Raw genomic sequence first — 19,993 nt, 5'->3', positions numbered from 1 at the left:
AAATTGCATTAGTCCGGATTTAACAAATAAGTTAATTAAATTTGCACTTTATTTTACATAAAAGATGAATTTTAATTTCAGAGAAGTTGAAAGAGTAGAAAGTATTTCTGCGAAAGATTTTCAGAAATATTACGTAAAACCTCAAAAACCAGTTGTAGTAGAGCGGATCACAGAGGATTGGCCTGCCTATGAAAAATGGAATTTTGAGTATATAAAACAAGTTGCGGGAGACAAAATTGTCCCTTTATATAATAACGATCCAGTTGATTATACGAAAAAAGTAAATGAACCTGTTGCGAAAATGAAAATGTCTGAATATGTAGATTTATTGCAAAGTAAACCTACCGATTTGCGTATTTTTTTATACAACCTAATGAGTCAAGTTCCACAATTGCAGCAAGATTATAAAATGCCCGATTTGGGATTGAATTTATTCAAATCGATGCCAATGTTATTTTTTGGAGGAGAAGGTTCAAATGTGTTTATGCATTATGATATCGATTTAGCGAATATTTTGCATTTTCATTTTGCAGGAGAAAAACGTTGTATAATTGTACCGCCAGAAGATACAAAATACATGTACAAAATACCTCATTCGGTTATTTGTAGAGAAGATATTGATTTTGATCATCCTGATTTTGAGAAATGGCCAGCGTTGAAAAAAATTAATCCAATGGTAGCCGATCTTAAACATGGAGAAATGCTATATATGCCTGAAGGTTGGTGGCATTACATGAAATATTTGACACCAGGATTTTCGATGAGTTTGCGTTCGTTGGCTCACAAACCAAAAAATTTATCAGAAGCGATTTATAATATTTTTTTGATGCGAACATACGATAATGTAATGCGTAAAATGAAAGGTCAGGCTTGGATTGATGAAAAGAATGAACGCGCAATCACAAAAACGAATAAATTAATTGCACGATAAAATAGTTTTATAGAAAATTTTTCTAAATCAAGGAATGTCTATTGAAAGATGTTCCTTTTTTTATTCTATTCACTTAAAATCGTATAAATCAATAAATAATTTATTTTAATTATACTAAATTTAGAAAGATATTTGCAGAATATTTTTCTGAATTTTAAGTAATATGATCACTAAAAAAGGAAATTTTTGGGCTTTATTCCCTTTAATCATTTTTATACTCGTCTATTTTTCGGCATCTACCTATTTGAACGATTTTTATACTGTTCCAGCTTTGGTCGTATTTATGTTAGCTTTGGTTATTGCGTTTGTTCAATTTCCTAAAGTTCCTTTTAAAAGCAAAGCCAAAGCGTTTTGTAATAATGCAGGTGAAGAAACGATCATGCTAATGATATTAATTTTTCTACTTGCAGGTGCTTTCGGAAGTTTAGGAGCAACAATTGGCGCAGTAGAATCGACAGTTAATTTATTTCTGAATTACCTTCCTTCATCCTTTATTGTAGCTGGATTCTTTATGTTATCATGCTTTATTTCGACTGCTTTAGGAACCTCAGTAGGAACAATTGTAACAGTGGCACCTATAGCGGTTCAAATGGATAAAATGATTCCAGGCTCTATGCCAATTTTGTTAGGAGCTGTCGTTGGAGGTGCAATGTTTGGTGATAATTTATCGTTTATTTCCGACACTACAATTGCTGCAACACGTACGCAAGAAGTAAGTATGAAATCTAAATTTAAAACAAATTTTCGAATAGTAGTTCCTGCAGCTATTGTTTCGATAATGATATATTTTTCAATTTCTCAACATTTTGATATTTCAAATTTCAAAGGAGAACAGTTAGATTTTGACTTGATTTTAGTTTTACCTTATTTGTTAGTTTTCGCTCTGGCAGTTTCTGGAGTTAATGTTATTTGGGCTTTAATCATAGGAATTATCTCGTTCATTGGAATTGGATTATTTTATTCTGGCATTCCAACTGTAACATTAATTTCTGCTATTAATGAGGGTTTCAAAGGTATGTTCGAATTATGTATCATCTGTTTAGTGATTGGCGGAATTGTTGGAATTATTCGTTTGAATGGTGGGTTAGATTTTATCATTTATCATTTAACGAAAAATATCAAAACAAAACGTCAAGCAGAAATGAGTATTGCATCACTTACAGCGTTAGCAAATGCTTGTTTAGCGAATAATACAATCACAATTTTAATTTGTGGTAAAATTGCCAAAGAAATTTCTGATCATCATAAGTTAGAAGGCAAACGCGTAGCGAGTATTTTGGATACAGTTTCGTGTTTTGTACAAGGAGTTTTACCTTATGGTGCACAAGTATTGGCAGCTGTTGCTGCGGCGAACGCTATTTCGAATGTTGCAAAAGTTTCTTCGATAGATGTTTTATCTAATTTATATTATCCATTTTTGACGGGAATTTGTACGCTTATTTTTATCTTATTTTTTCAACCAAAATCAATTAAAAAATAGATTGATGTAGGATATTCATTCGTCGGATATTATTTTATAACTTTGTAGACTGAAATTTTTTAAGATGAAAAGAGTTGTCGTAGGACTTTCTGGAGGAGTAGATTCAAGTGTTACAGCCTATTTGCTAAAAGAGCAAGGCTATGATGTGATCGGATTATTTATGCGTAATTGGAACGATGCATCAGTAACGTTGGAGGATGAATGCCCATGGATAGAAGATAGTGCAGACGCTTTGTTGGTAGCTAAAAAATTAGATATTCCTTTTCAGGTAATTGATATGTCTGATTCGTACAAAGAACGTATTGTAGATTATATGTTCAATGAATACGAGCAAGGAAGAACACCAAATCCAGATGTATTATGTAACAGAGAAATCAAGTTCGATTTGTTTTTGAAAACAGCTTTAGAACTTGGTGCGGATTATGTTGCAACTGGACATTATGCACGAAAAACATCTACAATTGATAAAAATGGGAACGAGATTTTTCAGTTATTAAAAGGAACTGATAACAACAAAGATCAATCTTATTTCTTGTGTCAATTGTCGCAAGAACAATTAAGCAAAGCATTATTTCCAATTGGAGATATAGAAAAACCAGAAGTAAGAAGAATAGCGCAAGAACAAGATTTGGTGACAGCTAATAAAAAAGATTCGCAAGGACTATGTTTTATTGGAAAAGTAAGTTTACCCGAGTTTTTGCAACAACAATTAAAACCAAAAGAAGGTGTAATTATAGAAATTGCGAAAGATTGGAACGGATATAAACGCGAAATCCCAACTTTTACAACGAAATACGAAGCATTAGAGTTCGAAGCTAAAGGATTTTCTTATAAACAAGAAGACGGAGAAATTGTAGGTAAGCATCAAGGTGCACATTATTTTACGCGTGGTCAACGAAAAGGATTAGGTGTAGGAGGAAAAGTAGAACCTTTGTTTATCATCGATACAGATGTTAAGACCAATGTGATTTATACAGGTCAAGGAGCAGATCATCCTGGATTATTGAAAAAAGCTTTATTTATAAAAGAAGAAGAAGTGCATTGGGTTCGCGAAGATTTAGCACTTAAAACGGACGAAACAATGGAAGTTATGGCGCGTATTCGTTACCGTCAACCTTTGCAAAAAGCTATTTTACATAAAGCTGAAAACGGAATGTATGTAGAATTTGAGCATCCTCAATCGGCAATTACAGAAGGTCAGTTTTGTGCTTGGTACAAGGAAGATGAACTTTTAGGTTCTGGTGTGATTAATAATTAGAATTTAAATTATTTTATATTTTCAAACGCTCAAGATTTACTTGAGCGTTTTTTGTATATCATAATTTTTGAAATATGGTTGTAAAGAAGGAATATTCTACTTAAAACCTTGTTAAACTTCAGGTTGATGATAATAAATCTATTGCGAAATAACGAAAAATGTAGTTATTTAGCATACCAATTTTTATCAAATGAAAAACGTATTTTATATCATGATGATTAGTTTTTTAACATCGTGTGCTGCAATTCATAATGTACCAACTTCACAAAATCCGAATAATTTTATTCAACCCAATACAACAAGTTCATTTGTTGATCAAAATGGTAATTTTTATCCAGATAATTGGTTGAAGTCCTATGGAAAACCACCAATGAATGCAAGTAGAAGGGATTATTCGCTAATGAAAATTGCAACAGAAAATAATTTTCAAAATCAATTAACGACTTACGAAGAATTACGTCTTAATAATATTGAAAAAAGAGTTAAGAATAAAAAACGTGTTATCATTTTTGTTCATGGAATTGACAATGATTATTTATTTAGTTTAAAAAATTATAACAAAGCCAAAACCTATATGAATCTTAATTCATCAACCGATGAGATAATCAATTTTTATTGGGATGGGTTGGTGAATGAGAGCCTTTTTGGAGCAGCAAAAGTATGGGTTAGTGCAACAACAAATAGTCAAATGGCAGGTGTTTTTGGGTTGCGTAGAATCTTGAATGTTATTCATAATAAAGACGTTTATTTGATTTCGCACAGTCGTGGAGCTTCAGTCGTGTTAAGTGCTTTGGTGAATCCTTCTTTGCGAGGAAGTGAGATAAAACGTGCTAAAAATGCACATCATGTTGATTTTACAAATGCCGAAATGTTGAAAGAAAATAACAACAAAATTTATAGTATCATGTTAGCCCCAGCAATTGGGAAGATTGATTTTACCACAGATGCAAATCAATACAAAACTTTTTCTACTCAACTGAAACGTATGCATATCACGATTAACAATACAGATTATGTGTTAGGAAAGGGTAAGACAGGTTTCATGTCTCGCAACTTGATTGCGACTGATTTTGGATTTAAGAAAGATTTGTTTGATGAACTCTCAAAAAATTATACGTTTTTAGAAGAAACGGATTTTACAGGTCAAGATTCGCATGAATTTAGAAAATATATCACCAATCCAAAATTTATTTCGATTCTGAAAGCGTTCAAATTAACAAAGTAAAACGAAAAGCGAAAGTCGAATTTCGCTTATTCATTTCGTAAATCAAAAATCTAACGTTGTCATTATTTTTTAAATTCAATCACCTCTAAATTTTCAATTTTACCATCATTCAATTCAAAACGCAACATTGTACGAACTTTCTGAAAACCATGCTTACCAACAGCACCAGGGTTCATATGAATTAACCCCAATTGTCTATCAGGCATAACTTTCAAAATATGAGAATGCCCACAAATAAATAATTTTGGAGGATTTGTATAAATTTCTTGACGAATAGCAGGATTATATTTGCCAGGATAACCACCAATATGGGTGATCCAAACATCGACACCTTCTAAGGTAAATCTATTGTTTAGAGGAAATTCTGCACGCGCTTTATTATCGTCAATGTTTCCATAAACAGCACGCAACGGTTTTATTTTTGCTAATTTGTCGGTAACAGAAATATCTCCGATATCCCCAGCATGCCAAATTTCGTCTGCTTGTTGCGCATATTCCAAAATTCTATCGTCGATATAAGAATGCGTGTCCGAAAGTAAAAGAATTTTCTTCAAAAGGTTGTATTTTTGTTGTTCAAATTTACAACAATTGCGATATTTTTTAGAATTAGCATACAACGGAAAAAATTATTTTGGTTATCAAATCCAACCCAATCAAATTTCGGTTCAAGAAGTAATCGAAGATAGATTGTCTAAAATCTTAAGAAAAGAAATTTCGATAGTTGGTGCAGGCCGTACAGATTCTGGTGTTCATGCCAAAAAGATGTTCATTCATTTTGATTATGACGAATTACTAAATAATGATTTAATCAAAAAATTAAATTCTTTTTTACCAAAAGATATAGCCGCTTATCGCTTATTTTTGATGGATGATGAAGCGCATGCTCGATTTGATGCGACTTCGCGTTCGTATAATTATTTTATTTCACCCTTCAAAGATCCTTTTGCGTTTGAAAGTGCATGGATTTTTAATCGTAAATTGGATGTGGAAAAAATGAACGATGCAGCAAAATTGTTAATTAAGCAAGGAGATTTCGGAAGTTTTGCTAAATTACATACCGATGTAAAAACCAATATTTGCGATGTAAGAGAAGCATTTTGGCGAACAAATGAAAGTAATCAGTTGGTTTTTAAGATTACTGCAGATCGTTTTTTGCGAAACATGGTACGTGCAATTGTTGGAACATTGGTTGAAGTTGGATTAGGAAAAATTTCTATCCAAGATTTTGAAGAAATTATTGAACAAAAACAACGTTCTTCAGCTGGTGCCTCGGCTCCTGCGCAAGGATTGTATTTGGTAGATGTTCAATATCCAAAAGAATTATTTAAAAATGAGTTCAAATAACGAGAATACATCGTTTGATTTTAATGGATTAAAACGTGTTTTACAAATTGGTGCACAAAGCAAATATTTATTTTGGTCCGTGGTTTTTGTAGCAGTTTTTAGTGCATGTTTTTCTGTTTATCGTCCGTATTTAACGGGAAATATTATTGATGATTACATTCAGACAAAAGATTTACCAGGTCTAAAAATGCAAATCGTAAAACTCGCTTTAGTGTTGGTTTTCGAAGGGATATTGTCATTTTTCATGGTTTATTTAGCAAATGTTGTTGCACAGCGTGTTATTCGTTTGTTACGCGTTCGTTTGTACAATCATCTGATCAAGTTTAAGCTTGGTTATTTCGATAAAACACCAAACGGTGTTTTGGTTACACGTTCAGTTTCAGATGTTGAAACAATTGCTGAGGTTTTCAATGATGGTATTTTGGTAATGTTGGGAGATGTGCTAAAGATCGTGTTCATTGTATTTGTAATGTATTGGATGAATTGGGTTTTGGCAACTGTGGTGATTATTATTCTTCCGTTAATGATGATTATTACACGTTTGTTTCAGAAAGCATTGAAAAATGTGTACCAAGAAGAACGTACGATTGTGGCGAAGTTGAATACATTTGTACAAGAGCGTTTGACAGGAATGAATATTATTCAGGTATTTAATCGTCAACAAGCAGAATACAATAAATTTGTTTCAATTAATAATGATTTAAAGAAAAATTATCTAAAAACAGTTTTCTATTTTTCACTTTTATTTCCTGTTGTCGATATTATTTCGGCTTTAGCAACCGGAAGTTTAATTTGGTTTGGAGGATTAAGAACAGCAGTTTATGGAGATGTTTCGGTTGGTGATTTAATTGCCTTTACACAATATGTAACCTTATTAACAGCGCCTATGCGTGCAATTGCAGAGCGTTTTAATACCATTCAACGTGGTTTAGTAGGAGCAGATCGTGTGTTCAAGATTTTGGATGATGATCAGACTTTACCGGATAATGGAAAAATTAAATTGGATCATGTGAAAGGAAAAATCGATTTCGAGAATGTTAAATTTTCTTACGTTCCGAATAATTTGGTGTTGAAAGGAATTTCTTTTTCTACAAATCCAGGAGAAAAAGTTGCAATTGTAGGTGCAACTGGAGCAGGAAAATCAACGATTATTAACTTGTTAAGTCGTTTTTATGATATTGATTCAGGCACAATAAAAATAGATGATGTTGATATTTATGAAATGGATTTACAGAATCTTCGTCATCATGTAGCGGTTGTTTTGCAAGATGTTTTTTTATTTAATACAACCATTTATGATAATATTGTTTTAGGGAACAAAGATATTTCGTTGGAGGAAGTACAGAATGCCGCAAAAATTATCGGGATAGATCATTTCATCATGTCATTGCCAAAAGGTTATTATAGTGAGGTAAGCGAGCGAGGTTCTACGCTTTCTGTTGGTCAACGTCAATTGATTTCGTTTTTGAGAGCGTATATTTATAACCCAGAAATTTTGGTGTTAGATGAAGCAACTTCTTCGATTGATACAGAATCAGAAGAGTTAATTCAGAAAGCGACCGATAAATTAACGCAAGGTAGAACGTCTATCATTATTGCGCACCGTTTAGCGACAATTCAGAATGCAGATAAGATTATTGTAATGGATAATGGAATGATTGTTGAACAAGGCACACACAGCGAATTGTTAGCAAAGCAAGGGTATTATGCTAATCTTTATGAAGTTCAATTTTCAAAAGAAAATTAAAAAATAATAAGAATAATTCGTTAGATTTGTTTAAATTGAACAATCAAACAATATTATAAACTTTTAAACTCTAATTAAAATGAAAAAATTATTTTTAGCCGCTGCAGTATTAGGTGTAGTTTCTTTATCTTCTTGTAAATCTGAAAAAGAAAAAGTAGCAGACAAAGTAGAAAATACGCAAGAAAATGTAGCAAATACAGTACAAGATCAAGTTGAAGCAGGTAAAGAAACGATGGATAAAGTTGCAGATGTAGCAAAAGATTTACCAACTTTCTCTGATCCAAAGGCTACTGAATGGGTTAATCAATTTAATCAATTGGCTGCAGACATGAAATTAGCCGCAACAGCTGGAGACCAAGCGAAATTAGCAGAATTATCAAAAAAGGCAATTGATTTGAAACAAGGTTTGAAAACAATAACACAAACATTGAAGCCAGAAGATGCAAAGAAATTACAAGATTGGACAGCTGAAATTCAAAAACAATTAAATAACTAATAGGTTGTTTTCAACTTTATAAGCTCGGATATATCCGAGCTTTTTTTATGATTTATGATATAGATTCATAATATAATAATCCATATCTTTATCACAAAAATTTATAGATATCAATTTTTAAATATGACATTAGTACAATTACAATATGTGCTGGCTGTTGCTGAGCATAAGAACTTTACAATTGCTGCTGATAAATCCTTTGTTACTCAACCAACGTTGAGCATGCAAATTCAGAAATTGGAAAAAGAGTTAAATATTGATATTTTCGATAGAACTTCGCATCCAATTAAGATTACACAAATTGGAGAAAAAATTGTTGCACAAGCCAAAACAATTTTAATGGAAGCTAATCGAATGAAACATCTTGTTAACGAAGAAAAAGGTTTGTTAGAAGGTGATTTTGTGATTGGAGTTATACCAACCGTTTTACCATCTTTGGTGCCATTGTTTTATAAAACTTTTCAAAAAAATAATCCGAAATCAAATTTGATTATCAAAGAATTGCAAACGGATAAAATTGTAAAAGGAATAAAAGACGGCTCATTAGATTTTGGAATTGTCGTTTCTCCATTATTCGAAGATCAACTGATAGAAAGACCTTTATATTATGAACCGTTGGTAGGTTATGTTCCAAATGGACATCGTTTAGCGGGCAAAGAAAAAATTAATGAAAATGATTTAGATACTTCAGATTTATTGATTTTACAAGAAGGTCATTGTTTTAGAAATAATGTATTGGCATTATGCGATACATCTAATATGAAAAACCGTCCGATAAAATTGGATTCAGGAAGTTTCGAAGCTTTGATAAAATTAGCAAACGATGGATATGGAATGACATTGTTACCAGCGTTGGTTGCGGATGATTTATCAGATGAATATAAAAAGTTTGTAAAGAATTTCGAATCTCCAGTTCCTACGCGAGAAGTTTCATTGATTTTTCATCAATCTCAACTGAGGGATTCTTTTGAAAAAGAATTAATCAATACAATTCAAGGTATATTGAGAGGGAAAATATTTTTAGAAAAAGACCAAAAAATGGATTCGAATATGGTTTCGTTACCTAAAAGATAGAGCAACTATTTATTTTAAGCATAAAAAAAGCGACTGATAATTACACTGCCCCCAAAAAGTTAGACACTTTTGGGGGCATTTTTTATGACAAGAAAAGTAAAATATGGTGTAGCATTTAAGTTACGTTGTGTGAAAGAAGTTTTAGAAAAACATCGAACAATACGTTCAATTAGTAAAAAAGAAAATATACATGCTTCTTTATTAAAGAAATGGGTTTCTGATTATCATAATCAAGGAATTTCAGGTATAGAACCTAAAAAAAACCAAACGTATAGCGTTGAATTTAAGTTGAAAGTTATTAAGTCTATAACCAAACAGTTTCTTAGTTTGCGTGAAGCACGCTTGAAATTTAATATTCCAAGTGAATCGGTTATTATAAAATGGCAAAAAGATTTTGCTACCTTTGGAATAGACGGATTAAACCCCAAACCAAAAGGCCGTCCCAAGACTATGAGCACATCTAAGGGTAGACCTAAAAAATCGAAACAACCGTTAACAAGAGAAGAAGAACTATTGTTAGAGATTGAACGTTTACGTTGTGAAGTTGCACTCTTAAAAAAGTTCAATGCCTTAATTCAAGCCGAGGAAGAAAAACAAAAGAAACTTGGACGCAAGCCATAAATGAATTAAGGCCAGAATTTCATCTAAATTTACTTTTAGATTGTACACATATGGCTAGAAGCAGCTTTTACTATCATATTTCACGTAGTAAAACAGATAAATACGAGGAATTAAAACTTAAGATAAAATCCATTTATCATCAGCATAAAGGGCGATATGGCTATCGACGAATTACCGATGAATTAAGAAAATCAGGAACTATCATCAATCATAAAACTGTTCTTAAACTGATGAATAGCTTAGGATTAAAGAGTTTGATTCGAAGAAAAAAATACAAATCTTACAAAGGAGAACAAGGAAAGATTGCACCAAACATCTTGCAAAGAGCATTTAAGGCTGATAAACCCAACCAAAAATGGGTAACAGATGTTACCGAGTTTAAAGTAAAAGATAAAAAACTATATTTATCACCAATAATGGATCTGTACAATCAAGAAATTATCAGCTATGAGTTAAGCGAACGACCTGTTTTTAATCAAGTAACTCAAATGCTTAAAAAGGCATTTAAAATAACGAAAGACACCAAAGATTTGATATTACATTCCGATCAAGGATGGCAATATCAAATGAAACAATATCAGGCTTTATTAAATGAAAAAGGAATCATACAAAGTATGAGTAGAAAAGGAAATTGCTTAGATAATGCTATTATCGAGAATTTCTTCGGAATACTGAAATCGGAACTATTTTATTTACAAAAATTTAATTCTATTGAAGAGCTAAAAAAAGAAATAAAACAATACATTTACTATTACAATAACGATAGAATAAAATCGAACTTAAATAAAATGAGCCCGATACAATATCGAACTCATTTTTATAATTATTAATTTTTAATCTGTCCAAACTTTTGGGTGCAGTCTAAATTCAAGTCGCTTTTTTAGTTTTTAAAACTTATTTTTAAGGGACAATTGTTGTAAATAAATAGGTTGCAAAAAGGGTTAATAAAACAATTCCTTGTTGAATATTTGTACGGCCCGAACTTAGAGATAAATAAACTGTAAACAGCGAAAGTACCAATAAGACAGAAGATTTAGCATCGATACCCAACGTAACTTCTAATCCTGTAAAATAACATACAATTGCAACAGCTGGTATCGTTAATCCGATTGAAGCTAAAGCAGAACCTAAAGCCAAATTAAGACTTGTTTGTAAGCGGTCTTGTTTCGCAGCTTTATACGCTGCTAAGCCTTCTGGTAATAAAATAACTCCAGCAATAATAATTCCGACCAACGATTTTGGAGCTCCAAATTCCATCACAATTGATTCGATGGTAGGCGATAGTTTCTTAGATAATAATACAACTGCAACAAGTGCAAATATTAATAAAACTAAACTAGAAATGGTTGTTAGTAGATTAGGTTTTTCAACATGTAATTCGGAAACAACGTTATCAGAATTATTTTGTGGAAGGAAATAATCTCTGTGTCGAATAGTTTGTACAGAAATAAATCCGCCATATAAAATAAGAGAAATAATTGCGACAAAAATTAATTGGGAAGACGAAAATTCACCGCCTTTTTCTGATGTCAAAAAGTTGGGTAAAACTAATGTTAAAATAGAAATAGCAACCAAAGTAATAAGGGCTGTCGAAACACCTTGTTTAATGAAGTTTTGCTCCCTAAAACGAACACCTCCTGCCAATAAACATATTCCGATTATTCCGGTTAAAATAATCATCACAGCTGCAAAAACAGTGTCTCGCGCCAGGACAGATGGAAATCCAGTCGGTTCTGACATCATCAATGAGACAATTAATGAAACCTCGATTACAGTGATGGCTAAGGCTAAAATTATGGTTCCGAAAGGTTCGCCTACTTTATGCGCTACAACTTCTGCATGATGTACAGCTGCTAAAACTGCAAAAATTAATATGATTCCTAAAACTGTAGAAAACCACACTTGTTCTTTAAATTGGTCGGCAAATCCTAACGAAAAGATTGCTATAATTGGACAGACAATTGTCCAATAAGGTAATGCTAAATTGAATTTTCTTGAAATAAAATTGTTTACATGCATTCAATAGATGGTTTTGGATTAGTTACAAAAATAATCAATAATATTGATAATTACTATGTGTGATTATCATAAATAGTAATAATTGTACATTATTTTTGTTAAATTAACCGTTTAACTAATGATTGTCATTAGGAGAGTATCAATAAAAAATTAAATTTGCACCATGTTAAATGTATCTGACGAAAAGTTAAAAAAATGGTTCGCTACTGCTTGTGTGTGGGAAACGGTAAGTTGTGCACTTTTGTTTTTAGTCGCAATGCCGATTAAATATCAATTTGATTATGTGCTGCCTATGCCATTTGCAGGAAGTTTCCATGGTTTCTGGTTTACAGTTTATCTGCTGTTACTTTTCAAAGTTAGAAAAATTTACAAATGGGATGATGAAGATTTTATCATTTACATAATGTATGCTTTTGTACCTTTTGCAACTTTAGCAGTACATAAAGTGATTAAAGAAGATAAAAACAATCAATAAAAAAGGCTTCATCGTGAAGCCTTTTCTATTTAATAATCATATATCTTTCGCCATTTAGCAATTGTATTTCTACTTATTTTATATTTTTCAGCAATATAGGTATTGGTGTAATTATTCTTTTTCTGAATATTTAATATTTTCTGAATAGAGTTTAAATCATACGATTTGTGTTTTTGATTATCAGTAGTTTCGTTAGTGTTTAATATCTCTGATAGTTTGATGACATCCAAAACATCCATTTCTTTTTTTAAAAGCTTTTTGGTTTGTTGAATTTTTTCTGGGAACTTTTTCTGAATAATCTCTTTATAAATTTTTTGGTAGTTTGGTTTTTGCATGATGAGTAAAATTTAATTTTGAGGTAGATATTTCTTTATCCAATTATGGATGGTATTTTTAGGTATATTGTATTCATTCGAAATTTCTTGAATCTTTTTGTTTTCAGTTGTGTATAAATCCAAAACAAAGTCAATAATCTCTTTTGTATAGACACTTTTTCGAAAGCTTGGTAATACAGAACTTGTGGAGGAAGTTGTTTTAGAAGAGTTTTTTGGAAGAGGAGAAAACAAAATAATATGTTGCGAATAGATTCTAAAAAAATCATACTCTAATAATTTTGACCATTTGAGCAAATCATCAGTTAAGATACTTTTACTCTTGAATTGTGCTTTTATTTCTTCTTCTGTATAAGTCTTAAAAAAAGCAATAATTCTTGATGTGTCAATGTCTAATTCGTTCACTCTTTTTTTAATCAAAGAGCCAATGTGTATATTTTTCATAAGGTAGTAAAATTCGGTAGGATAAATATTGTTTCTGTATGTTAAAAGAAGGTTTCGTTATATTGAATTTATTTTATAAATTTATGCGACTAAATTAAGTATAATGATTATTCAACCAAGAACAAGAGGTTTTATTTGCATTACAACTCATCCTGAGGGAACTGCAAAAAATGTTCACAATCAAATTGAGTACGTAAAATCAAAAAATATTTCAACTGAAGGACCAAAAAAAGTATTGGTAATTGGAGCTTCGACAGGTTTTGGACTGTCATCTCGTATTACGGCTGCTTTTGGTTATAATGCAGCAACAATAGGTGTTTTCTTCGAAAAACCAGCTGCACCAAGAAAACCTGGAACTGCAGGGTGGTACAATACAGCCGCTTTCGAGAAAGAAGCGCACGAAGCTGGTTTGTATGCAAAAAGTATCAACGGAGATGCTTTCTCAGATGAAATTAAACAACAAACGATTGATTTAATCAAAAAAGATTTAGGTCAAGTAGACTTAGTCGTGTACAGTTTAGCTTCGCCACGTCGTACACATCCTAAAACAGGTGTAGCTTATTCTTCAGTTTTAAAACCAATTGGTGAGCCATTTACAAATAAAACAGTTGATTTCCATACAGCAAGTGTAACGGATATTACAATCAATCCAATCGAATCGCAAGAAGAAATTGATAACACAATTGCAGTAATGGGAGGTGAGGACTGGAAATTTTGGATGGAAGATTTGAAAGCCGCAGGCGTTTTAGCCGAAGGTGTTAAAACAGTTGCTTATTCTTATATCGGACCAGAGTTGACACATAGAATTTACAAAGATGGATCTATTGGTATGGCTAAAAATGATTTAGAGAAAACTGTTCCAGTGATCAATGAATTATTAGCTGACTTGAATGGTATTTCGTACGTTTCTGTAAATAAAGCATTAGTTACTCAGTCCAGTTCCGCTATTCCAGTTGTGCCATTATATGTTTCATTATTGTACAAAGTGATGAAAGATAAAAATATTCACGAAGGAACAATCGAACAAATGCAACGTTTGTTTGCAGAGCGTTTATACACAGCGAACGGAGAAGTTCCTTTAGATGAAAATGGACGTATTCGTATTGACGACTTAGAAATGAGAGAAGATGTACAAAAAGAAGTGGATGATTTATGGAAAATTGTTACTTCTGAAAATATCAACGAAATTTCGGATATCAAAGGTTATCGTGATGAGTTTTTCCAATTATTTGGATTTAATTACGATCAAATCGATTACGAAGCAGATACGAACGAATTGGTAACTGTTCCAAGTATTTCATAAAATAATTTACAAAGATATAAAGCCTCAGAAATTAATTTCTGAGGCTTTTTTTATTGTTTTGTTTCCGAGAGTTAGTGGAAGATGATGGCTACAATAATAGACAGTTAATCTCTTATTTATTATCGAGAAGCGTTAATTCCAATATTATTTGTTGAATAAGAATACTTTTTTGTATTATTATGAATTAGGTTTTATTTTTTAATGAATTTTGTAGAAATCCTTTGTCCATTTTTAGTCGTAATAACTCCTAAATAAACACCTGGAGTAAGAAATTCTACTTGGTTAATTTTACGTGTAGAATTTAAAACATTTTTTCCATTAAAATCATAAACAGACAAAGACAGAAACTCAGGATTTATTACTTCTAATACTTGATTTACAACCGTTGTTGCTAAAGTAGCAGTTGCATTACTAAAAATCTCCGTTGTTCCTAAAATGCTTTCACCTTCAATGCTAAAAGTTATACCTGTAGCTTGATTTGTCCATTTATCGTTGGTAAATACTTTCGCCAAACTCGTTCCCGTTTTGTTGTTTGCTGGATAGAAATGCCAATCGGTCAAATTAGATGGATACGCTGCATCAATATATGCGCTAAAAACGATCCAATACTTACGATCTGCTTCTAATTTAATCGCATGATTACTCAAATCAATTTCAAAATCTTGGCTCATCCCTTGAGATACCAATTTTACTCCATCCATCGATTGTAAGGATTTGTAAATAACGTTTTGCGTTCCAGGTTCGGTTGTCAACTCTTCAGCTTCTATAATATAAAAGTCAGTTGACTTTAAAATTGAAGAAAGATTTTGCATAATTTGTACACCATGTAAAACCACTTTCGATAATGTAGCAGTTGAGGTTAAAATAAAGTCATCCGCTGCATGAATAGTTCGGGAAGATGAAGAAGCACTTATTGCACTTCCTTCAGATGCTTGTTCCTGTGTAAATAAAAGCGTCGTTTGCGCATTAATGAATTGGCAACTAAAAATTAGTCCGAATAAAATAGATAAGTAATTTTTTTTGTTCATATTGTATTAATTTCAGCTAATATAATCTTATTTATATTTGTACAAAATCAAAAATTAAGAATATCTGGCTAACTTTATTTGTACAATAAAGACTGATGTAAAATCATTAGCTTTTAAAGTAGAAATACTTCACAAAACTTTTAGGAATGGAGTCTCTTTGTTACATGTGAAACTTACATTCTCTTATCAATACTTTATGAACGAATTATACTCCCACTTACATCGAATAAACTACGCTATTACTCAGGTATAGATGTATTATAAATGCATTATAAAGGTAGTATAAAAGCGTTATAAAGGTAGTATAAAGGCGTTATAGAAGGAAGAATGTAAGTGTGAAAATTGAAAGAACTTTAGAAAAAATAGGAATATCTCTAATTTATTGATTTTCAGATATAAATATAGTGATATTATAGCCGAATTAAATAAATATTTTATCAAAATTAATTTACTAATTTAGTCTACGATGATGTGACGTATTTACAATTCTATATTTTCTAATGCTTGTAAACGGATAGGTAGAGTGGTTATTTTTAAGTAATCGATTGAAAATAAAATATTAATCCCGATGTCGCAGAGAGTGAGGGATTATTTCATATTCCCAAGAAAAGTGAAAGTGATTCTAAGAAAATATTTGATGCTTTGCATCTACAAATTTTCGTTTTCTTTTTGGTTTTTATGAAAATATAATTTTCAACAACTTCAGAAAAGCAAAAAACCCAACAGATTACTCTATTGGTCTTTATCAGCGGAGAGTGAGGGATTCGAACCTATTAAATATTAACATTACTCGAAATATTAAATACATTATATATCAATGTTTTAAACTTTAATTTATATGTTTGTATAACAAGAAAATGTATTAAATTATATAAATAATAGCAACAAAAATAGCAACATGAAATATTCGTTTAAGCTAAGAAATCCAAAAATTGATGAGCCTACACCGATTTATTTTACTGTTTTTTTAAGGATGAAAACAAATCATTAGTATATAGTACAAATAAAAAGATACATCCTATTGATTGGGATTTTGAAAATAAAACAACTAAAACGACCAAGCTTAAATATCATTCTACAGCATTTTGTCAAAATCTAAGAAAAGACTTGAATAAAATTAGTGACTTGTTTATTGAAATTGAATCAACGTATAATAGAATTGGAGAGAAATTAACGTCAGTTAATTTAAAAACTGAATTGGATAATAGTTTGTCTAGAAAAACTAATTTGAAAAAAGATTTTTTTTCTATTTATGATGAATTTTTGGAGTTTAAAAAGAATGATTTTACAGAAGATGGTGTTTCTAATTCAACTATAAAAAGATATGAATATTTCAAGAATAATCTAATGGAATTTCAAACTCAGAGTAATCGTAAAATTACTTTTGAATCAATTAATCAATCTTTTTATAATGATTTTTTAAAATTTTCTGTTGCTACTAAAAAACAATCAGCAAATACACTTCATCGAAATATAGGGCTATTCAAAACGTTTTTACATTGGTCAGTCAAAAATAAAAAATCAACTAATCTTGATTTTATAGAATTTGTTAAACCTAAAAAACAACCTACTACAGAAATTGCCTTAAACATTAATCAAGTTACTGAGATTTATAATTTTGATTTATCTAAAAACAAACGATTAGAACAAGTAAGAGATTTATTTTTAATAGGTTGTTTAACTGGTCAGAGGTTTTCTAACTATAGTAATTTCAGTAAAAAAGATGTCGTAGGAAATACTATTCTTGTTCCTGATTGTAAGAACAAAGAAAAATTACTATCTATACCATTGCTAAAAGTTACTAAGCAAATCTTAACAAAATATGATTATAATCTTCCTATAATCACAAATCAAAAATTCAATGAGTACATCAAAGAGGTTTTTGAATTGGCTGATTTTAAAATGAATACAAAACAAATTCGTCGTTTTGGAAAAGAAATAAATGAAGAAAATATACCATTTTATAAAAGAATTTCATCACATACAGCTCGTAGAAGCTTTATTACAATTATGCTAAATCAAGGAGTTCCAGCTAAAGTAATTATGTCTATTACAGGTCATACTTCATTATCAGTATTTATAGCATATTATAAACCAGATGATGATTTTAAAATAAAAAGCATGGAGAACGCATTTCAAAATTTAATATAGATGAAAAAATATAAAGTAGAATTGCCTAAAAAAAATATATTAGGAAGGTTAGCTCATCAATTTTTAGAAGTCAGAATTGCAGATGAAATATATTCTGTAATTAAAAATTCACTTAAAAGTGAACATCAAATTGAAAATAGCTTTAATGATATAGATTTGATTTCATATAAAACAAATCTATTAAATAACAATCCTTTTTTAAGGCAAATCGATTCTAATTTAGATGATGAAAATTATTTAGCTCATTATGATTTTTATCGTGATATAGCACTTAAAATGACACACCTTAGGAGTGAAAAAATATGGATCTTTAATATTTATGGAAAATTATTTACAGGATTAGCTTATATAAGACCAAATTTGAATGATTTAAAATCAGATATACAAAACCTTATTTTAATAAATAAAAAAATAAGACAATCTAAATTAGAAGATATTAAAAGAGAAATAAACTCTAACGATAAATTTATAAATATTAAATCAAAATATAAAAGTTTTGAAAGGTATTCAACACTTGAAGGTCTACCTAAATCAATATTATTAATTGAATATCTATTGATAAAAACTAACAAGATTGATGATTATATATTTGGAGATGCTGTTAAAACTGACAGAGGAGAAAAGTTTGAATATTTATATAATAATAAATATGAAAATGTTAGAAAGACAAGAAGTAATAACAATTTTGTAACTAAAAAAGATTTTGAAAATTTAATTAAAAATAAAGGGGTATTAGAAAAAGCTATTTTATTTGTTTATCAAAATCTTGAGAAAGAAAAAGAAAATATCAACAAAGAATTTCTTGAATATTTGTTAGAGCTGTATAATCTTGAATAATCTCACCAATACATTTTTTGCATTATTTACATGTTAGATTGTATCTATATGATAATCAGAATTTTTATGTTTATTTTTTATGCAGTAAAAATGCTTATAATGTACTCAAAATTGTAGTTGTTTTTATAAAATGTGTAAATATTAAGTTTTAATAATTTACGGTTTTACGTAAAATTATTTACCTTTATATCATTATATTTGATAATTCAATATAGTATAATGGCGGTCAATAAAAATGCATTAATTCGGTACAAAACATTAGATAAATGTTTTAGTAATCCATATCGCAAGTATTATATCAATGATTTGATAGAAGCTTGTAATGCCGTTTTAACAGCTCATTATGCCGTAGAAACTACTGTTTCTCGTCGTCAGCTTTTTATGGATATTGATTTTATGAGAAGTGACGCAGGTTATCAAGCTCCTATTGATTCTTTGAAAGATGGACGAAAAGTATATTATCGATATGAAGACCTTAATTTTTCGATTTTAAATAAACCATTAACTCAAGATGAGCAATTAGCTTTGGAAAATACGGTTGAATTATTATCACGTATCAAAGGAATTCCTGGTGTTAATGCATTAGAAAATCTTGAAACAAAATTAATTGATGTTCAAAATAATTCTTCAAAAATGAATATTATTTCTTTTGAAGAAAATGAATTCTTAGTTGGTTTAGAATTTTTAACTCCACTCTATAATTACATTAAAAACTCTCAGGTTTTAAGAATCACTTATCAATCGTATAAATCAGAGCAAGAACAAGAATTTATTATTTCACCTTATTATCTAAAGCAGTACAATAATCGTTGGTTTCTTTTTGGTTGGAATCATTATGCTAATTATATTCAAAACTTAGCATTGGATAGAATTATAGAAATTAAAATCTATGATGAAATCTATAAAAAATCTGAACTAGATTTTGATGAATATTTTGAGGATATAATTGGAGTAAGCAATGATTTATCAAAAGAAGTAGAAAAAGTAAAAATAGTGTTATCCGATAATATTATTCCTTACATCAAGTCAAAACCAATCCATGGTTCTCAGAAAATTATTGATAACAATTTGTATTTACAAGTGAAACTAAATTATGAGTTAGAATCTTTAATCCTTTCCTATGGCGAGAATATGAAAGTTTTAGAACCAATTGAATTGATTGATAAATTAAAAGAAAGAGTACAAAAAATGAAAGAGTTTTATTAGTGCAATTAGAGTGCACAGGTTG

19 protein-coding genes are annotated in these 19,993 nt (G+C 30.3%); 14 read left to right on the top strand and 5 right to left on the bottom strand.

Annotation, left to right across the window (positions count from 1 at the left end):
• The first annotated feature begins 64 nt into the window (after positions 1–64).
• The 4 genes from NZD85_RS06115 to NZD85_RS06100 all read left to right on the top strand — a co-directional run bounded on the left by NZD85_RS06115 (position 65) and on the right by NZD85_RS06100 (position 4,894).
• Entirely contained in the window at positions 65–931 is an 867-nt protein-coding gene (locus NZD85_RS06115; protein ID WP_171623824.1) for a cupin-like domain-containing protein, read from the top strand.
• Positions 932–1,094: 163 nt separating this feature from the next.
• The gene (locus tag NZD85_RS06110) at positions 1,095–2,411 is read left to right on the top strand and encodes a Na+/H+ antiporter NhaC family protein (RefSeq protein ID WP_260544243.1); all 1,317 of its coding nucleotides are present in this window, start codon (positions 1,095–1,097) and stop codon (positions 2,409–2,411) included.
• A 64-nt stretch (positions 2,412–2,475) separates the two neighbouring features.
• The gene (gene mnmA / locus NZD85_RS06105; RefSeq protein WP_260544241.1) at positions 2,476–3,669 is read left to right on the top strand and encodes a tRNA 2-thiouridine(34) synthase MnmA; all 1,194 of its coding nucleotides are present in this window, start codon (positions 2,476–2,478) and stop codon (positions 3,667–3,669) included.
• Positions 3,670–3,859: 190 nt separating this feature from the next.
• Complete coding sequence (locus NZD85_RS06100; protein WP_188319689.1) at positions 3,860–4,894, top strand: alpha/beta hydrolase; 1,035 nt, start codon at positions 3,860–3,862, stop codon at positions 4,892–4,894.
• A 62-nt stretch (positions 4,895–4,956) separates the two neighbouring features.
• Here NZD85_RS06100 and NZD85_RS06095 read toward each other — a convergent pair whose 3' ends face one another.
• The gene (locus tag NZD85_RS06095) at positions 4,957–5,448 is read right to left on the bottom strand and encodes a metallophosphoesterase family protein (protein ID WP_260544238.1); all 492 of its coding nucleotides are present in this window, start codon (positions 5,446–5,448) and stop codon (positions 4,957–4,959) included.
• Positions 5,449–5,482: 34 nt separating this feature from the next.
• Here NZD85_RS06095 and truA point away from each other — a divergent pair, with 34 nt between their 5' ends.
• From truA to NZD85_RS14790, 5 genes are all read left to right on the top strand, one after another.
• Positions 5,483–6,238, top strand: coding sequence for a tRNA pseudouridine(38-40) synthase TruA (truA, locus tag NZD85_RS06090; RefSeq protein WP_171623819.1), 756 nt, complete (start codon positions 5,483–5,485; stop codon positions 6,236–6,238).
• Positions 6,225–7,985: an ABC transporter ATP-binding protein gene (locus NZD85_RS06085; protein WP_260393897.1), complete on the top strand. Its 1,761-nt coding sequence runs from the start codon at positions 6,225–6,227 to the stop codon at positions 7,983–7,985. The genes truA and NZD85_RS06085 overlap by 14 nt, the downstream gene beginning before the upstream one ends.
• 79 nt (positions 7,986–8,064) lie before the next feature.
• Positions 8,065–8,481: a hypothetical protein gene (locus NZD85_RS06080; RefSeq protein WP_260544234.1), complete on the top strand. Its 417-nt coding sequence runs from the start codon at positions 8,065–8,067 to the stop codon at positions 8,479–8,481.
• A gap of 123 nt (positions 8,482–8,604) precedes the next feature.
• Positions 8,605–9,555, top strand: a complete 951-nt coding sequence (locus NZD85_RS06075; RefSeq protein ID WP_171623816.1) for a LysR substrate-binding domain-containing protein — start codon at positions 8,605–8,607, stop codon at positions 9,553–9,555.
• An 84-nt stretch (positions 9,556–9,639) separates the two neighbouring features.
• Positions 9,640–11,006 (top strand): IS3 family transposase gene (locus tag NZD85_RS14790; protein ID WP_396127090.1). Its coding sequence is split into 2 segments (ribosomal slippage): positions 9,640–10,099 and positions 10,099–11,006, totalling 1,368 coding nucleotides; the frame shifts between segments, so codons are not numbered across the junction.
• A gap of 70 nt (positions 11,007–11,076) precedes the next feature.
• Here the strand turns inward: NZD85_RS14790 and NZD85_RS06060 are convergent.
• Positions 11,077–12,195, bottom strand: a complete 1,119-nt coding sequence (locus NZD85_RS06060; protein ID WP_260544228.1) for a calcium:proton antiporter — start codon at positions 12,193–12,195, stop codon at positions 11,077–11,079.
• A gap of 163 nt (positions 12,196–12,358) precedes the next feature.
• Between NZD85_RS06060 and NZD85_RS06055 the strand changes: the two genes are divergently transcribed.
• Complete coding sequence (locus NZD85_RS06055; protein ID WP_225539044.1) at positions 12,359–12,670, top strand: DUF3817 domain-containing protein; 312 nt, start codon at positions 12,359–12,361, stop codon at positions 12,668–12,670.
• Between the two features lie 29 nt (positions 12,671–12,699).
• On the opposite strand, the gene NZD85_RS06050 is transcribed toward NZD85_RS06055, so the two are convergent.
• Positions 12,700–13,005, bottom strand: coding sequence for a helix-turn-helix domain-containing protein (locus NZD85_RS06050; protein ID WP_225539045.1), 306 nt, complete (start codon positions 13,003–13,005; stop codon positions 12,700–12,702).
• A 12-nt stretch (positions 13,006–13,017) separates the two neighbouring features.
• Positions 13,018–13,446: a transposase gene (locus NZD85_RS06045; protein ID WP_225539046.1), complete on the bottom strand. Its 429-nt coding sequence runs from the start codon at positions 13,444–13,446 to the stop codon at positions 13,018–13,020.
• A gap of 103 nt (positions 13,447–13,549) precedes the next feature.
• On the opposite strand from NZD85_RS06045, the gene fabV reads away from it, so the two are divergent.
• A complete protein-coding gene (gene fabV, locus NZD85_RS06040; protein WP_188319694.1) occupies positions 13,550–14,749 on the top strand; it encodes an enoyl-ACP reductase FabV in 1,200 nt (399 codons plus the stop codon).
• Positions 14,750–14,940: 191 nt separating this feature from the next.
• On the opposite strand, the gene NZD85_RS06035 is transcribed toward fabV, so the two are convergent.
• The gene (locus NZD85_RS06035) at positions 14,941–15,777 is read right to left on the bottom strand and encodes a T9SS type A sorting domain-containing protein (RefSeq protein WP_171622868.1); all 837 of its coding nucleotides are present in this window, start codon (positions 15,775–15,777) and stop codon (positions 14,941–14,943) included.
• Between the two features lie 1,107 nt (positions 15,778–16,884).
• Here NZD85_RS06035 and NZD85_RS06030 point away from each other — a divergent pair.
• The 3 genes from NZD85_RS06030 to NZD85_RS06020 all read left to right on the top strand — a co-directional run bounded on the left by NZD85_RS06030 (position 16,885) and on the right by NZD85_RS06020 (position 19,971).
• Complete coding sequence (locus NZD85_RS06030; protein WP_260544221.1) at positions 16,885–17,928, top strand: tyrosine-type recombinase/integrase; 1,044 nt, start codon at positions 16,885–16,887, stop codon at positions 17,926–17,928.
• Complete coding sequence (locus NZD85_RS06025; RefSeq protein ID WP_260544219.1) at positions 17,929–18,765, top strand: hypothetical protein; 837 nt, start codon at positions 17,929–17,931, stop codon at positions 18,763–18,765.
• A gap of 219 nt (positions 18,766–18,984) precedes the next feature.
• Positions 18,985–19,971 (top strand): helix-turn-helix transcriptional regulator, encoded by a 987-nt coding sequence (locus tag NZD85_RS06020; protein ID WP_260544217.1) that lies wholly within the window; start codon positions 18,985–18,987, stop codon positions 19,969–19,971.
• Positions 19,972–19,993: the final 22 nt, after the last annotated feature.

This window comes from Empedobacter stercoris (assembly GCF_025244765.1).
In the GTDB taxonomy this organism is placed as follows: domain Bacteria; phylum Bacteroidota; class Bacteroidia; order Flavobacteriales; family Weeksellaceae; genus Empedobacter; species Empedobacter stercoris.
The sequence above is the reverse complement of the archived record's forward strand: the minus strand, read 5'-3'. Positions and strand labels throughout refer to the sequence as shown.

Bases quoted from the DNA above. Each gene is read 5' to 3' on its own strand.
- NZD85_RS06115 (WP_171623824.1), top strand. From the start codon at position 65: ATGAATTTTAATTTCAGAGAAGTTGAAAGAGTAGAAAGTATTTCTGCG.
- NZD85_RS06110 (WP_260544243.1), top strand. From the start codon at position 1,095: ATGATCACTAAAAAAGGAAATTTTTGGGCTTTATTCCCTTTAATCATT.
- mnmA (WP_260544241.1), top strand. From the start codon at position 2,476: ATGAAAAGAGTTGTCGTAGGACTTTCTGGAGGAGTAGATTCAAGTGTT.
- NZD85_RS06100 (WP_188319689.1), top strand. From the start codon at position 3,860: ATGAAAAACGTATTTTATATCATGATGATTAGTTTTTTAACATCGTGT.
- NZD85_RS06085 (WP_260393897.1), top strand. From the start codon at position 6,225: ATGAGTTCAAATAACGAGAATACATCGTTTGATTTTAATGGATTAAAA.
- NZD85_RS06080 (WP_260544234.1), top strand. From the start codon at position 8,065: ATGAAAAAATTATTTTTAGCCGCTGCAGTATTAGGTGTAGTTTCTTTA.
- NZD85_RS06075 (WP_171623816.1), top strand. From the start codon at position 8,605: ATGACATTAGTACAATTACAATATGTGCTGGCTGTTGCTGAGCATAAG.
- NZD85_RS06060 (WP_260544228.1), bottom strand. From the start codon at position 12,195: ATGCATGTAAACAATTTTATTTCAAGAAAATTCAATTTAGCATTACCT.
- NZD85_RS06055 (WP_225539044.1), top strand. From the start codon at position 12,359: ATGTTAAATGTATCTGACGAAAAGTTAAAAAAATGGTTCGCTACTGCT.
- NZD85_RS06050 (WP_225539045.1), bottom strand. From the start codon at position 13,005: ATGCAAAAACCAAACTACCAAAAAATTTATAAAGAGATTATTCAGAAA.
- NZD85_RS06045 (WP_225539046.1), bottom strand. From the start codon at position 13,446: ATGAAAAATATACACATTGGCTCTTTGATTAAAAAAAGAGTGAACGAA.
- fabV (WP_188319694.1), top strand. From the start codon at position 13,550: ATGATTATTCAACCAAGAACAAGAGGTTTTATTTGCATTACAACTCAT.
- NZD85_RS06035 (WP_171622868.1), bottom strand. From the start codon at position 15,777: ATGAACAAAAAAAATTACTTATCTATTTTATTCGGACTAATTTTTAGT.
- NZD85_RS06025 (WP_260544219.1), top strand. From the start codon at position 17,929: ATGAAAAAATATAAAGTAGAATTGCCTAAAAAAAATATATTAGGAAGG.
- NZD85_RS06020 (WP_260544217.1), top strand. From the start codon at position 18,985: ATGGCGGTCAATAAAAATGCATTAATTCGGTACAAAACATTAGATAAA.